Annotated in this window: 14 protein-coding genes; 5 read left to right on the top strand and 9 right to left on the bottom strand. The window is 72.7% G+C overall.

What is annotated here, in order from left to right; genetic code table 11:
- Positions 1 to 2: 2 nt before the first annotated feature.
- The 3 genes from RI211_RS05435 to RI211_RS05425 are packed head-to-tail and all read right to left on the bottom strand — an operon-like array spanning position 3 to position 2,417.
- A complete protein-coding gene (locus RI211_RS05435) occupies positions 3 to 971 on the bottom strand; it encodes a CPBP family intramembrane glutamic endopeptidase (RefSeq protein ID WP_315637510.1) in 969 nt (322 codons plus the stop codon).
- Positions 968 to 2,023: a DUF1648 domain-containing protein gene (locus tag RI211_RS05430; protein WP_315637509.1), complete on the bottom strand. Its 1,056-nt coding sequence runs from the start codon at positions 2,021 to 2,023 to the stop codon at positions 968 to 970. The genes RI211_RS05435 and RI211_RS05430 overlap by 4 nt, the downstream gene beginning before the upstream one ends.
- Positions 2,010 to 2,417, bottom strand: a complete 408-nt coding sequence (locus RI211_RS05425; RefSeq protein WP_187663574.1) for a GntR family transcriptional regulator — start codon at positions 2,415 to 2,417, stop codon at positions 2,010 to 2,012. The genes RI211_RS05430 and RI211_RS05425 overlap by 14 nt, the downstream gene beginning before the upstream one ends.
- A 99-nt stretch (positions 2,418 to 2,516) precedes the next feature.
- Here RI211_RS05425 and RI211_RS05420 point away from each other — a divergent pair, with 99 nt between their 5' ends.
- Both RI211_RS05420 and RI211_RS05415 read left to right on the top strand, forming a co-directional pair.
- A complete protein-coding gene (locus RI211_RS05420; protein ID WP_187663573.1) occupies positions 2,517 to 2,987 on the top strand; it encodes a PaaI family thioesterase in 471 nt (156 codons plus the stop codon).
- A gap of 41 nt (positions 2,988 to 3,028) precedes the next feature.
- A complete protein-coding gene (locus RI211_RS05415) occupies positions 3,029 to 4,267 on the top strand; it encodes an APC family permease (protein WP_315637508.1) in 1,239 nt (412 codons plus the stop codon).
- 6 nt (positions 4,268 to 4,273) lie between these two features.
- Here RI211_RS05415 and RI211_RS05410 read toward each other — a convergent pair whose 3' ends face one another.
- Positions 4,274 to 5,053, bottom strand: coding sequence for an AraC family transcriptional regulator (locus tag RI211_RS05410; RefSeq protein WP_268777797.1), 780 nt, complete (start codon positions 5,051 to 5,053; stop codon positions 4,274 to 4,276).
- Between the two features lie 93 nt (positions 5,054 to 5,146).
- On the opposite strand from RI211_RS05410, the gene RI211_RS05405 reads away from it, so the two are divergent.
- Positions 5,147 to 5,674, top strand: coding sequence for a VOC family protein (locus RI211_RS05405; RefSeq protein WP_315637507.1), 528 nt, complete (start codon positions 5,147 to 5,149; stop codon positions 5,672 to 5,674).
- Here the strand turns inward: RI211_RS05405 and RI211_RS05400 are convergent.
- From RI211_RS05400 to nhaA, 4 genes are all read right to left on the bottom strand, one after another.
- Complete coding sequence (locus RI211_RS05400) at positions 5,643 to 6,446, bottom strand: SGNH/GDSL hydrolase family protein (protein WP_315637506.1); 804 nt, start codon at positions 6,444 to 6,446, stop codon at positions 5,643 to 5,645. The genes RI211_RS05405 and RI211_RS05400 overlap by 32 nt on opposite strands.
- Before the next feature lie 60 nt (positions 6,447 to 6,506).
- Positions 6,507 to 7,757, bottom strand: a complete 1,251-nt coding sequence (gene hisS, locus RI211_RS05395; protein ID WP_315637518.1) for a histidine--tRNA ligase — start codon at positions 7,755 to 7,757, stop codon at positions 6,507 to 6,509.
- A 67-nt stretch (positions 7,758 to 7,824) separates the two neighbouring features.
- The gene (locus tag RI211_RS05390) at positions 7,825 to 8,487 is read right to left on the bottom strand and encodes a nucleoside triphosphate pyrophosphohydrolase (RefSeq protein WP_315637505.1); all 663 of its coding nucleotides are present in this window, start codon (positions 8,485 to 8,487) and stop codon (positions 7,825 to 7,827) included.
- Positions 8,488 to 8,506: 19 nt separating this feature from the next.
- A complete protein-coding gene (nhaA, locus tag RI211_RS05385) occupies positions 8,507 to 9,673 on the bottom strand; it encodes a Na+/H+ antiporter NhaA (RefSeq protein WP_259952122.1) in 1,167 nt (388 codons plus the stop codon).
- Between the two features lie 174 nt (positions 9,674 to 9,847).
- Between nhaA and RI211_RS05380 the strand changes: the two genes are divergently transcribed.
- Together RI211_RS05380 and gdhA are read left to right on the top strand one after the other, a co-directional pair.
- The gene (locus tag RI211_RS05380) at positions 9,848 to 12,478 is read left to right on the top strand and encodes a phosphoenolpyruvate carboxylase (protein ID WP_396654935.1); all 2,631 of its coding nucleotides are present in this window, start codon (positions 9,848 to 9,850) and stop codon (positions 12,476 to 12,478) included.
- Between the two features lie 132 nt (positions 12,479 to 12,610).
- Entirely contained in the window at positions 12,611 to 13,981 is a 1,371-nt protein-coding gene (gene gdhA / locus RI211_RS05375; protein ID WP_071328131.1) for an NADP-specific glutamate dehydrogenase, read from the top strand.
- 74 nt (positions 13,982 to 14,055) lie between these two features.
- Here the strand turns inward: gdhA and RI211_RS05370 are convergent, their stop codons facing one another.
- On the bottom strand, positions 14,056 to 14,652 hold the full coding sequence (locus RI211_RS05370) for a gamma carbonic anhydrase family protein (RefSeq protein WP_025103909.1): 597 nt from the start codon (positions 14,650 to 14,652) through the stop codon (positions 14,056 to 14,058).
- Positions 14,653 to 14,721: the final 69 nt, after the last annotated feature.

Here is a 14,721-nt window from a genome sequence, read left to right as displayed (position 1 = left end):
GCTCAGCCAACCCCCGGCGCCGGTCGGCCGTCAAGCGTCGGCGGGGCCGGAGGGGTCCGCGGCGCGGCGAGCTCCGGCTGACGGCGGAACTGCCCGGTGAGCGCCAGGACGAGGGCCACGACGGCGGCGACGATCCAGCCCGCCACGCCGAGCGGCCCGGCCAGGGCGAGGTCGGGCTGCACGGCGGCGACGATCATGATCATGCCCGCGGCGGCGTTGAGGGATCCATGCGCCACGACCGCCGGCCACAGCGAGCCGGAGCGCAGCCGGAGCCAGCCGAACAGCACCCCCCACGCCACGCAGCCGCCGATCATGAACAGCACGCCGGTGACGTCCGTCCGGCCGAAGTTGTAGCCGAGCAGGATGACGGGGCTGTGCCACAGCCCCCAGATCGCTCCGGTGAGCAGGAGCGCCGGCCAGGTGCCGAGCGGACGAAGCGCCGGGAGCAGCCAGCCGCGCCACCCGAGCTCCTCCCCGAAGGCGAGCACGCTGTTCACGAGGGCGCCGACGGGGATCGCCGCGAGCTGCGCGAACACGACCACGCCGACCGGCGGCACCGGCGTCCCCGGGGGAAGAGCCTGGGCGAGCTGATCCGCGAAGGCCGAGAAGGTGAGGTCGAGCCGCACCCACCCGAGCACGGCCGCGAGGAGGATGCCGAGGGCGACGAGCACCGGCGGCACGAGCCAGGCCGCGACCAGCAGCCCGACGACGCGCTTCGCGGGCCGCAGGGGCCACATCCCGAGGAAGCGCGCGCGGACGCCCTTCTCCGGCACGCCCGTGGTGAGCATGACGACGAGCACCGCGGCCGCCGGGGTGAACATCATCACGGGAAGGATCGCCCCCGCGAAGGGCTCGGCGAGGCCGTCGCCGAGCCAGAGGGGCAGGCAGACGAGAGCGGCGAGCCCGCAGGCCGTGAGGGTGAAGATGAGGACGGCGCGCCACGGGACACGCGTCGGTGTCGTGGTGGTCATCGCTCCGTCCTCTCCGTCTCCCCGGAGACTGCAGGCCCCGCAGACCGGTCCACGTACGTCTGCAGGAGCGCTGCCGCCTCCTCCGCGCCGTCGATCGTGATGACGAAGGGACCGTGGTCGCGGCGATGCACCTCGATCGCCGGCCCCTGCCGCATCACGATCCCGCTGCGGCCGTCCGGGGCGAGACGCCAGCCCCAGCCGCCGAACTCCCCGAAGGGCGAGATGCGCACGGCCCGGACCGAGACGATCTCCGCCACCGGGATGGTCCTGCGAGGCCACCCGATCACGGCGCGGGCGTCGATGCCGTCCGGCGTGACACGCACCCGGAACGACGTGGTCGCCGCCAGCGCGAATCCGACGACGAGCGCCACCAGGGCCGAGACCCAGGCCATCGGGGTTCGGGTGACGACCATGATCACGGCGAGCGCCACGAGCCCGAGCAGCACGAGCAGCAGGAAGACGAGAGCACCGGTGGGCATGGTCGTCGTCCCCACCCACACGACGCGCTCCCCCTCGCCGACCCGCACGTCGTGTCGCGGCGTGAGGGCGGCGCCGGGGATCGCACGGACGCGCGGCTGCACGAACCACGCCATCGCGCCCACGCCGAGCAGGGCCGCGAAGGCCAGCCCCATCACCCCCGCGATGCCAGGGACGTCACCGGCGGGCGGCAGGTCGCGCTGGATCGCGAGGGAACCCAGGCAGATCACGGCCGCGAACGCCGACATGCCGGCTGCGGTCGCCCCGAGCAGCCGGGCGGTGGCGCCCCAGTGCGCCCCGACGGCGACGAGCGTCGTGATGGTCAGGAGCACCGGGATGCCGAGACCGACCCCGAGGAGCACCCAGAGGTAGATGGTTGCCGGGCCGAACCCGTCCGCCCCGTCGACGCCCCAGTGGATCGCGACGTCGGCGGGGAATGACGGCAGCCAGGTCATCAGCACGAGAGCGGAGATCGCGACGATGAGCACGGGGAGGACCGACGCCACGAGGACGAAGGCCCGTCGCGCGCGGCGCAGGGTGGCCGGAGGGGTGCGAGTGGGGTCAGGCGTCGTCATCGGGGGCCTCCTGGGGAGTCGCGGCGGGAGTGGGCGGTTCGGCTTCTGCGCGGTGCGTGCGGACGATTCCGGCGAGAGTGTCGGCGGAGACCCCCAGGGCGGCGGCCCGTCGGATCAGCCCGTCGATCTCGTGCGAGAGCTCCGCGAGGGGCGCGGCGGAGGCGGCGATCACGGCGCCCCTGCCCCGCCGGAGGTCGACCAGGCCCTCGTCGCGCAGGCGCTGGTAGGCGTGCAGGACGGTGTGCTGGTTGATGTCGAGCGCGGCCGCCACGTCGCGGGCGGCCGGCAGACGATCGCCGGGCGCGAGGGCGCCGGAGAGGATGTCCGCGCGCACCGAAGCGGCCACCTGGTCGTAGAGCGCGTGCGGACTGTCGACATCGACGCGGATGAGCATGGCGCCTCCCTTCTCTAGTTATTCTATGTGAACTAGAACAACTGTGCCAACCCTCCAGTCGTCTTCGTCGCAGCCGCGCGCATCCTCCACACTGACCTCATGCGCATCACGCCCCGCCGCCTCGCCCTCGGCATGAGCCTCTGGATCCCCAACCTGTGCAGCGGCATCCGTGTCCGCCGGTTCAGCGACGACTGGACGCGCGCGACCGTGGAGCTGCACGTGAACCTCCTCACCCGCAACTATGTGAAGACCGCGTTCGGCGGGTCGATGTCGGCGATGACCGACCCCTACTTCTTCATGCTCGTCATGCACCAGCTCGGGCGGGACTACGTCGTATGGGACACGCGCGGCGAGATCGAGTTCCTCAAGCCGGGGCGTGGGGTGCTGACCGCGGAGTTCGAGGTGACGCGGGAGAAGGCCGAGGAGTTGCGACAGCGCGCCCACGGCGGGGCCAAGGTGCTCGAGTGGTTCGAGACCGTCATCACCGATCGCCACGGGGACGTCGTGGCGAAGGTGCGCCGCGAGGTCTACATCCGCGAGAAGAAGCGCGTCACCGCCGCGCGGGGATGACCCGTCACCCGCCGTTCACCCCGGCGTGGGACGATGACCGGATGCCCCTCGCCCGCCGCCTGACGCTGCCGGACGCCGTAGCGATCGGCCTCGGATCGATGATCGGCGCCGGCGTGTTCGCGGTCTGGGGTCCGGCCGTCGACGTCGCCGGAAACGCGACGCTCGTCGCCCTCGCGATCGCCGCCGCGGTCGCCTACGCGAACGCCACCGCCTCCGCGCAGCTCGCCGCCGTGCACCCGGTCGCCGGCGGCACGTACGCCTATGCGCGGGCGGAGATCGGACCGTGGTGGGGCTTCGTCGCCGGATGGAGCTTCGTGATCGGCAAGATCGCGAGCTGCGCCGCCATGGCCATGACCTTCGCCGCCTACGCCGCGCCGGCGGGATGGCAGACCCCCGTCGCCGTGATCGCCGTCGCCGCCCTCGCGGTCGTGAACTGCCTGGGCGTGACCCGGACGGCGCTGGCGACCCGCATCCTCGTGGCGTGCTCCCTCCTCGGGCTCGCGGTCGTGGTGGCGGTCGGCTTCGGCGCCGCCCCGACCGCCTCGCCCGCACCGCTGCCTGACGCGACCGTCTACGGGGTGCTGCAGGGCGCCGGACTGCTCTTCTTCGCCTTCGCGGGCTACGCCCGGATCGCGACGATGGGTGAGGAGGTGGTGGACCCCGCGCGGACGATCCCGCGCGCGATCGTGCTCGCTCTCGGCGGTGCCGTCGTCGTCTACGCGCTCGTGGGCCTCGTGGTGCTCCTCGTCCTCGGCGGCGACGCGCGGGGAGCGGCCGCGCCCCTGGCCGACGTCCTGACCGCGGCCGGCTGGTCGGCGTTCGCCCCCGTGGTGCGGATCGCCGCGGCGGCCGCTTCCCTCGGCGCGCTGCTCGCCCTGCTCACCGGCATCGGCCGCACGACGCTCGCCATGGCGCGGGAAGGCGATCTCCCTCGGGTCCTCGCCCGTATCGACGACCGGCACCAGGTGCCGCGCCGTGCCGAGATCACCCTCGCCGTCATCGTGATCGGGCTGGTGCTCGTGGGAGACCTCCGGGAGGTGATCGGGTTCTCGTCCTTCGGCGTGCTGCTGTACTACCTCATCGCGAACGCCGCCGCGTTCCGCCAGCAGGGGGCCGCCCGACGCTACCCGCGGATGCTGCAGGTGGGAGGAGCGCTCGGCTGTCTCGTGCTGGTGAGCACGCTCCCCGTCCTCGCCTCGCTCCTCGGCACAGGCGTCGTGCTGCTCGGCATCGCCGGACGGGCCCTGCGGATGCGGTGGCCGCAGCGCGGGCGGCCCTGATCGGTCTCAGCCGGAGACACCCGCGCGATAGTCGCGGGGTGGCAGACCGAGGACGGCCGCGAAGTCGCGCGTGAGATGGGCGTGGTCGGCGTACCCCAGCGCGGCGGCGAGCGACGTGAGATCCGTCTCCGGCTCCTCGCGGAGACGCTGTGCCGCCTCCTGCAACCGGCGGCGGCGGATGATCGCGCCCGGCGAGAGCCCGACGGTGCGGTGCGTGAGCCGCTGCAGCGTGCGCACCGAGACCGCGAGTCGGGTCGCCGCCTCCTCCGGAGTCAGCGCCGCCCCCTCCCCCAGCAGCACGTCGAGCATCGCGTTGGCCTGCCGCCCCACCGCGCCGACCGGGCCGACGCGCTGAGACAGCCACGCGGAGAAGACCGCGACGGCGCGCTCCCGTCGCCCGGGCTGTGACCGCATCGCCGCCGTCACCCCCTCGTGCAGATCGGGGGCGTCGAAGGACCGCTCCGCGTCGATCAGACCCGGCGGGTCGTCGGTGAGGGCCACGACGGCCGCCGGGCGCAGGAGAGCGCCGACAGCCCACCCCGACCCCCGCAGCTCCCTGGTCGACGCCCGTGTCGTGGCGCCCGAGATCGACACGCCCTCGGGGGCGACGACGAGGTTGACGGCCGGATACGCGACGATCTCCTGCCGGGACACCTCGCCCTCCGGAAGGCTCCACTCCGGGATCCAGAACCAGGCGACGAGCGCGGCGGCGTCTTCGGGCGGGGGCAGCCGATGGAACGCGGGCAGCCGCGCGGGGTAGAGCACTCCGCGCGTCCGGTCCACCATGGCCCCCAGCGTAGAGCGCGCCACCGACGTGTCGTCGAGGACGTGTCGCGGATCTTCAAGCGGCTGTCGCCCTCCCCGTCCTACCGTGGCGACATGACGGATCAGACACCTCCGGCCGGCGTGACCGGCGCGCACACGACCGACGGCCGCCCCCACAGCGCGACCTCGCTGACCCCCTTCCTCGCGATCCCCGACGCCGCCCGCGCCGTCGAGTTCTACCGGGACGTCTTCGGCGCCCGCGTGGTCGACGTCACGGAGTTCGGCGGCACCGTCGCGCACGCCGACCTCGACTTCGGACTCGGCCGGCTGCAGCTCGGCGAACCCAGTCCCGAGTACCACCTCGTGCCCGCCCCCTCCGGCGACGACGACTGCTATTCGATGGGCCTCTACGTCCCGGATGTGGACGCCGTCGTCGCGCGCGCCGTCGCGGCGGGGGCGACCGTCCGCGAGGCGCCGTCCCTGTTCGTCTCCGGCGACCGCTACGCGAGCATCCGCGACCCGTTCGGCGTGCGGTGGTCGATCATGACGCGCGTGGAGGATCTGTCCGACGAGGAGAGCGCCCGACGGGTGGCCGCGTGGGCTGCCTCCTTCACTGCGGCACCGGAGGGCGCCGAGAGCTGAAAGCGGCCACGGCGGAGCGCTCGACCGCGGGCAGCAGCGCCTCCGCGGTGCGGCGGTAGCCGAGGGCGCTCGGATGGAAGCGGTCGAGGCTGAACATCTCCTCGGGCTCGTCGAAGAACATCGGCCCCACGGCGCGCCGCAGGTCGACCGTCTCCGCGCCCTCTCGGCCTGCCGCCTCCGCCTGCACCTCGGCCAGCCGCCGGGACAGACCGGAGGCGATGCGGCGCAGCGGCTGGGGCACGGCACGCAGGGCGCCGAGGTCGGGGCAGGTGCCGACGACGACGCGGGCGCCGAGCGCGTGCAGGCGGACGATGGCCTCGCGCAGATGCCGTGCCGACTCCGCGGGCGGGAGGCGGTGGGTGACGTCGTTTCCGCCGACCACGATCACGGCGACGTCGGGGCGATAGTCCGTGGGGAGCCGGGAGATCTGCCCGGCGAGATCCCGCGACTCCGCGCCCACGACCGCGGCGGTGCGCAGCCGCACCGGACGCCCGAGTCGGCGTGCCGTCGCCTTCGCGAGCCGCGCCCCGAGGGTCTCCTTCCGCCGTGCCGCTCCCAGCCCGGCGGCGAGGGAGTCGCCCAGCAGCAGGAGGTCGAGCGGCTCGCCCTCGAGCCCTGGGCGCCAGACCCGGTCGGCGTCGAGCGACTGCTCCCGCAGCGGCTTCCCGATGCGCCGGCGCGCGACGGCGGCCTGCCGGTCGAGGACCGCGCGGGCGCCCACGAGCAGGACCGCGGCGAGCGCGATGACGGTGAGGAGAGGCAGGCGGCGCACGGCCCGATTCGAGCCGACCGTCGTGAACGCCCGGTGAACGCGTCTTCCGACGGGGGCGACTCAGGCCAGCGTCTTGACCTCGAGCTCGTCGTCTCCCGGTCGCACGCTCGCGAAGTGCGTGTACCCGTCCGCCGCCGACCGTTCCAGCAGCGCCTTGAGGTTCTTCGTCCGCTGCTCGAGTCGCACCCGCGCGCCCTTGGCGACGAGAGCCGTCTTGTGCGCCACGAGCTCCGCCACGGGGACGGCGGCGTCGTGGACGAGCACGATGGCCTGCGCGGCGGTCGCCGGATCCGTCGAGACGAGGTCGACCAGGCGCTCGAAGCCGAGGGAGAAGCCCACCGCGGGGACCTCCTGCTGCAGGAACCGGCCGATCATGCCGTCGTACCGTCCACCGCCGCCGAGCGAGTACGTCACGGAGGGGTGCGCGAGCTCGAAGATGGTCCCCGTGTAATAGCCCATGCCCCGCACGAGGAAGGGGTCGAACACGAGAGGGATGTCGTCCTGCCCGCGCCCCGCCGCGACCGCCTCGCCGATGCCGACGAGGTGGGCGACGAGCTCGTCCGGCGCGCCGTCCGGGAGCGCCTTGCGGATCTGGCTGTCGCCGAACGGGTGGTACTCGAGCGTCTGCGGGCGACCGAGGAAGGCCTGGAACGCGTCGACCGCCGTGGCCGTCGCCCCCCGCTCGCGGAGCTCGGCGGCCACGCCCTCCGGTCCGATCTTGTCGAGCTTGTCGATCGTGATCAGCACCTGCGGGCGCTCGTCCTCGGTGAAGCCGAAGTGCTCGAGCATCCACTCCAGGACGCGGCGGTCGTTGATCCGCACGCTCGCGCCCTCCAGACCCAGCGCGTCGACGGCGTCGAGCGAGGCCGCCAGCAGCTCGGCCTCCGCGCGCGCCGACGCGTCGCCGATGATGTCGATGTCGCACTGGACGAACTGGCGGTAGCGCCCCTTCTGCGGGCGCTCGGCCCGCCACACGGGCCCGATCTGGATGGACCGGAAGACACCGGGGAGCTGCCCGCGGTTGCTCGCGTAGAAGCGGGCGAGCGGCACCGTCAGGTCGTAGCGCAGGCCGAGATCGGAGAGCTCGGCGGGGTCATCGGCAGCGGCGCGGATGGCCTCCGCATCCAGGCCGCGGCGCAGGATGTTGAACGACAGCTTCTCGTTGTCGCCGCCGATGCCGGCATGCAGCCGGTCGTACTCCTCGACCACGGGGGTCTCGATCTCATCGAATCCGTGCGCGCGATAGCGGTCGCGGATGACGGAGAGCACCCGCTCACGGCGGGCCTTGTCGGCGGGGAGGAAGTCGCGCATACCGCGCGGCGCGTTCACGGTAGCCACCCGTCCATCTTCCCAGGTCGGCGGCGGTGTCCGCGTCGCGTCAGCCGGCCTCGGCGGCGCGGACCTCGTCCTCCAGGCGCGTCAGCCGTTCCCGGAGCGCGCGCTCCGCGTCCCAGCCCTCGGCCCTGGCGGTGTCCACGAGTGCGAGCAGGGCATCGCCGAGTTCCTCCTCCGAAGACGGGCGCATGGCGGACGGATGCGTGGGCACCACGCCGGCACCGGCGGCACGGCCCGACATCTTCTGGGCGCGGGCGAGGGCCGGCATCGCGCGCGGGATCCCGTCGAGCACGCTGCGGCGGGTGCGCTTCTCCGCCGCTTTGGCGGCGTTCCAGTGCACGAGCACCTCCTCCGGCGTCTCCGCGACCTCGTCGCCGAACACGTGCGGGTGCCGCCGCACCATCTTCTCGGTGAGCGTGCGGGCCACATCGTCGATGTCGAAGGGGTCGTCCGGATCCTGCGCCGCGATGGCGGCGTGGAAGAGCACCTGCCACAGCAGATCGCCGAGTTCCTCGCGGAGGTCGGCGCGAGACCCGTCCTCGACCGCGTCGATCACCTCGTGGGACTCCTCGATGAGGTACGGCACGAGATCGCGATGCGTGATGCGCTGCGACCACACGCACCGCTCCCGCACCGTGCGCATGGTCTCCGCGGCCGCACGCAGGGGATCATCGATGCCCTCGGGTCCTCGCTGCTCGCTGGTCATGCTTCCTCCGGACTCCGGCTCACGCGGGGATGGGCGCAGCGCGACGGTACCACCGGGCGCGCAGGGTGACGACGATGCCGGACAGGATGAGCGCGAGCAGCGAGCCCACGAGGACGCCGAGGATCGCCTGGTCCCGGATGACCGCATCGCCCTCGAACGCGAGATTCGCGAGCAGGAGCGAGACGGTGAATCCGATACCGCCCAGGGCGCCAGCGGCGACGATGTCCGCGAAGGGCAGCGCCGGGTCGGCGCCCTTCGGCCGGATGCGCATGGCGAGCCAGCCGAACAGGGAGATGCCGATGATCTTCCCGACCGGCAGCGCTACGACGATCGCCCAGAACGCCGGGGACAGAGCCGTCGGCGAGACCGCCGGGATCACGACGAACGCCGCCACGAACGCGAACAGCGGCAGGATCGCCCCGTTCACGGTCGGCTCCAGCGCATGCCGGGTGCGTCCGGCGGGTACCGGCGCCATGACGAGGCCGAGCATCACGCCGGCGATGGTCGCGTGGATGCCGGACGAGGCGACGAGGCCCCACGTGACGACGCCGACGACGGCCATCGCGACCGCGACGAGTGTGTGGCCGGTGGCATGCAGCAGGCGGCTCAGCAACCAGAACACGGCCACCCCGACGATCGCGAGACCGAAGAGGAGCCACTGCACGTCGTGCGCGAAGAGCACCGCGATGAAGATGATGCCGATGATGTCGTCGAGGATCGCAAGGGCCAGCAGGAACACCCGCACCCGGGAGGGCAGTCCGCGACCGAACATCGCCAGCACGCCGAGTGCGAAGGCGATGTCGGTGGCGGTCGGGATCGGCCAGCCCGACGCCGTCTCCGGCCCGCCCGCGATCAGCAGGTACACGAGGATCGGCACGAGCACGCCGCCGGTCGCCGCGATGGCCGGCTGCACAGCCTTCCGCGGGGAGTCGAGCTCGCCGTGGGTGAGCTCGTGCCGCAGCTCGATCGCCACGACGAGGAAGAAGATCGCGAGCAGGCCGTCCGACACCCAGTGCGCGATCGAGAGGTCCAGCGCCGTCCCCGGGACCGCGAGATGCGTCTCCAGCAGTCCGGCGATCGCGTCGTGCGTGGGCAGGTTCGCGAAGAGGAGGCCGAGGCCGGCGGCCACGAGCAGGAGGACGGCGGGGAACTGCTGCCCGCGGAGGGGGTTCGCTGTGATGCGCATCCCGTCCATCGTAGGCCGGGATGTCACACGGTCGTCATGCGTGCGGGACACCCCGATCCACCCGGCTACTCTCGGAGGGTGACCCCCGATTCCCCCGCTTTCTCCGAGCCGACGCCCACCGAGGCCATCCGCGTGATCGGTCGTTTCGAAGCCGGTCGCGGCATCCCCGATGCCATGCGCTCCGACGTGCGGATGCTGGGCCAGCTCCTCGGCCAGGTGCTCCGCGAAGCCGGCGGCGACGACCTCTTCGAGGACGTCGAGCGCCTGCGCCTCGCGACGATCCAGGCCTACGAGGACCACAGCTCCGACGCGTTCGACCGCGCCGCGGCGATCGCCGACTCCTTCACGATCGCCCGCGCCGACGAGGTCGCCAGGGCGTTCACCTGCTACTTCCACCTCGTGAACCTCGCCGAGGAGCACCAGCGCGTGCGCGTGCTCCGGGAGCGGGCGGGACAGCCGAGCCCTTCGACAGGCTCGGGCCCTTCGACAGGCTCAGGGACCCAGGCGACGGACACGGTCGCGGGGGCGTACGCGCGGTTGCGCGAGGAGGTCGGCGACGACGAGGCCCGCCGGCGTCTGGACGGCCTGCGCTTCCACCCGGTCTTCACGGCGCACCCGACCGAGGCCCGTCGACGCGCCGTATCGTCGAGCATCCGCCGCCTCTCCGAGCTGCTCACCCAGCACGACGCGGCGAGCGTCGGCGGCTCCGAGGAGCACCGGGCCCGCCGCCGGATGCTCGAGGAGATCGACACCCTCTGGCGGACGGCGCCGCTGCGGGCACAGAAGCCCTCCCCGACCGACGAGGTGCGCACCGTCATGGGCGTCTTCGACGAGACGCTGTTCACCACGGTCCCGCATGTCTACCGCCGCATCGACGACGCCCTCCGCGGTGAGGAGTCCGGCGCCAGCGCTCCGGTCGTCCCCGCGTTCGTGCGTATCGGCTCCTGGGTCGGCGGCGACCGCGACGGCAACCCGTTCGTCACGGCCGCCGTGACCCGTGAGGCGTCGCAGATCGCCTCCGACCACGTGCTCCGTGGGCTCGAGCGGGCACTCGACCGGATCGGCCGCACCCTCACGCTCGCCGCCGACGACACCCCGCCCAGCACCGACGTCATCGCGCTCTGGGAGCGTTTCGCGGCCGCAGAGCCGGCGGTCGCCGACGAACTCGCAGCCCGCTCGCCCGACGAGCCGCACCGCCGCGTCGTCCTCGTCATGGCCCGCCGCGTGGCGGCCACCCGCCGCGGAGACGACGAGGGCTACACCGGTCCGGAAGAGCTGCTCGCGGAGCTGAGCGCCGTGCAGTCCTCCCTCGTCGCCGCCGGAGCCCGCCGCCACGCCTTCGGGGGCGTGCAGCACCTGATCTGGCAGGTCGAGACCTACGGCTTCCACCTCACGGAGCTCGAGGTGCGCCAGCACTCCCAGGTGCACGCGAAGGCTCTGGCCGAGTTGGAGGCCGGCGGGGCGATCAGCACGCAGACGGAGGAGGTGCTGGAGGTGTTCCGCGCGATCGCGGACATCCAGCGCGACCGGGGGCTTCGCGCCGCGGGCCGCTACGTCGTCTCCTTCACACAGGCGGCCTCCGACCTCGCGAACGTGCACCGCCTCGCCCGCCACGCGCTCGGCGACGACGCCCCGGTGCTCGACGTCGTGCCCCTGTTCGAGACCTTCGCCGACCTCCAGGCCGCCCCGGAGATCCTCGCCGAGGCCGTCACCTTCCCCGAGTTCCGCGAGCGGATGGCCGCAACAGGGAACCGGCTGGAGGTCATGCTCGGCTACTCCGACTCCTCCAAGGACGTCGGGCCCGTCGCCGCGAACCTGGCGCTGTACACGGCGCAGGAGAAGATCGCCCGCTGGGCGCAGGAGTCCGGCATCGAACTGACCCTCTTCCACGGCCGCGGCGGTGCGCTCGGCCGCGGCGGCGGTCCCGCGAACTCGGCGATCCTCGCGCAGCCCCCGCACTCGGTCGACGGCCGGTTCAAGCTCACCGAGCAGGGCGAGGTCATCTTCGCCCGCTACGGCGAGCCCGCGATCGCGATGCGGCACATCGACCAGGTCGCCGCGGCGACGCTGCTCGCCTCGTCCCCCACGGTCGAGGAACGCACCAGCAGCGCAGCAGCCCGCTACGCCGATGTCGCCGCGACCATGGACGCCGCCTCGCGCGAGCGGTTCTTCGCGCTCGTCAAGGCCGAGGGCTTCGCCCCGTGGTTCGCCACCGTGACCCCGATGGAGGAGATCGGCCTGCTCGCGCTCGGCTCGCGACCCGCCCGCCGCGGCCTCTCGGTCGAGTCGCTGGAGGACCTCCGGGCCATCCCCTGGGTGTTCGCGTGGACGCAGGCCCGCATCAACCTCGCGGGCTGGTTCGGGCTCGGCACCGCGCTCGAGGCCGTCGGCGACGAGGAGCTGCTGGCGGAGGCCTACCGCGAGTGGCCGCTGCTGCGCACGATGGTCGACAACGTCGCGATGAGCCTCGCCAAGACCGACGAGCGCATCGCCCGGCAGTACCTCGCCCTCGGCGACCGCGACGACCTCGCCGCCCTGGTGCTCGACGAGCTCGCGCTCACCCGCCGCTGGGTCATCCGCCTCACCGGTGGCGAGGGCCTGCTGGAGAACAAGCCCGTGCTGCAGCGGGCCGTGCAGCTGCGCAGCCCGTACGTCGACGCCCTCTCGCTCCTGCAGCTGCGGGCGCTCCGCGCTCTCCGGTCGGCGCCGGAGCAGCCGGAGGGATCGGGGGCCGACGCCGAACAGCAGCGCCTGCTCCTCCTGTCCGTCAGCGGGGTCGCCGCCGGCCTGCAGAACACCGGGTGACCCGAGCCCTCCCGCCGCGTGCGCGGAGGCCCTCGTCGCCGACGCTAGAGTGAAACCTCCGCCTCACCCGGCTCTGCTTTCGCGCGCGACACGATCGCCCGCACCCCATCCCCCATCAGAAAGCCCTCCCGCGTGACCGTCACCACCCCCACCGACTTCCACCCGCTCGCCGACTCCGTGCAGCCCGTCTTCGACACGGTGCTGGCACGCAGCCCGCACGAGCCGGAGTTCCACCAGGCCGTCCACGAGGTGCTGCACTCCATCGCCCCGGTGCTGGAGCGCCACCCGGAATACGTGGACGGCGGGATCCTGGAGCGCCTGGTCGAGCCGGAGCGGCAGATCATGTTCCGCGTGCCGTGGGTCGACGATGCCGGAAAGCTGCAGGTCAACCGCGGGTACCGCATCCAGTTCTCCTCCGTGCTCGGCCCGTACAAGGGCGGCCTGCGGTTCCACCCGTCGGTCAACCTCTCGATCATCAAGTTCCTCGGCTTCGAGCAGATCTTCAAGAACGCGCTCACCGGTCAGGGCATCGGCGGCGGCAAGGGCGGCTCCGACTTCGACCCGCACGGGAAGTCCGACGCCGAGGTCATGCGGTTCTGCCAGTCCTTCATGAACGAGCTCTACCGGCACCTCGGCGAGCACACCGACGTCCCCGCGGGTGACATCGGCGTCGGCGGCCGCGAGATCGGCTACCTCTTCGGCCAGTACCGCAAGGTCACCAACCGCCACGAGTCCGGCATGTTCACGGGCAAGGGCACCGGCTGGGGCGGCGCCGAGGTGCGGACGGAGGCCACGGGCTACGGCGCGGTGTTCTTCGCGCAGGAGATGCTCGGCGTGCACGGCGACTCCCTCGACGGCAAGCGGGTCGGCATCTCTGGCTCCGGCAACGTGGCGATCTACGCGATCCAGAAGGCCGCCCAGCTCGGCGCGACCGCGGTCACGGCGTCCGACTCCTCCGGCTACGTCGTCGACGACGCGGGCATCGATCTCGACCTGCTGCGTCAGCTCAAGGAGGTCGAGCGCGCCCGCATCGTCGAGTACGCCAACCGCCGCCCCAGCGCCCGCTTCGTGGAGAGCGGCAGCGTGTGGGAGGTGCCCGTGGACATCGCGGTGCCCTCCGCCACGCAGAACGAGGTCAGCCTCGCCGACGCGGAGGCCCTCATCGCGAACGGCGTGCGTGCCGTGTCCGAGGGCGCCAACATGCCGTGCGTCCCCGAGGCCGTCGAGGCCTTCCAGAAGGCGGGCGTGCTGTTCGCCCCGGGCAAGGCAGCGAACGCGGGCGGTGTCGCGACCTCCGCGCTGGAGATGAGCCAGAACGCCTCGCGGCAGCGCTGGAGCTTCGGCGACAGTGAGAACAAGCTCCGCGAGATCATGGGCGACATCCACCGTGCCGCCTTCGAGGCCGCCGAGCGTCACGGAGTCCCCGGCGACTACGTGGCCGGCGCCAACATCGCCGGCTTCGAGCGCGTCGCTGCGGCGATGCTCGCCCAGGGCGTCATCTGACCCGGTTCGAATCGCCTGATTGGTCGTGAATCCGGCCGGAATGCGACCAATCGGACGATTCGAAGGGTGTGCGGTCAGACCTGGCGGTCGTCGGCGTGCCGCGCGAGGGAGCTGCCGTAGCGCTCCGTGAGCTGGACCATGAGGTCGGGAGTGTCCCGGTCGACGCCGAAGACGTGTCCGGGGAAGTCGAGCTCGGGCTGGGCCGCCGCGATCTCCGCGTCCCTGTCGGGTGAGAGCAGCTGCACCGGATCGCCGACCGCGACCCACCCGATCGGCACCACCGTCCCCGACGGCAGCACGGCACGGCGATGCACGATGGCGTTGACCCGCACCTCGCAGCGGTCCCCGACGAGGGCCCCGTTGAAGACCCGGGCCCCGGACGCGAAGAACACCTCCTCGCCCACGGTGGCCCCCGCGATGCTCGCCAGCGTGCCGACGAGGGTGTGCGCACCGATGTGCACGGCGTTGGCCGCGGTCGCCCTGATCAGCGCGTTCTCCATGACGATGACGTGCGCCCCGAGGGTGATGGGGCCGCCCTCCGCAGTGATGACGGCGCCGTGCAGCACCTGGCAGCCGGGTCCGAGCTCCACGTCGCCGGAGATGACGGCGGTGGGAGCGACGACGGCGGTGTCGTGGATGCGGGGGCGAGCCCCGAGGTGCTCGTACAACATGCGGCCAGACTAGCCCCGGGCGTCTGCGGCGTGCACGACTTCGGAGATCATCACCGACACGCCGGACCC

Origin of the sequence: Microbacterium meiriae, assembly GCF_032364335.1 — a bacterium.
In the GTDB taxonomy this organism is placed as follows: Bacteria; Actinomycetota; Actinomycetes; order Actinomycetales; family Microbacteriaceae; genus Microbacterium; species Microbacterium meiriae.
Note: the sequence above shows the minus strand (reverse complement) of the source record. Positions and strands in the feature narration are given on the sequence as shown.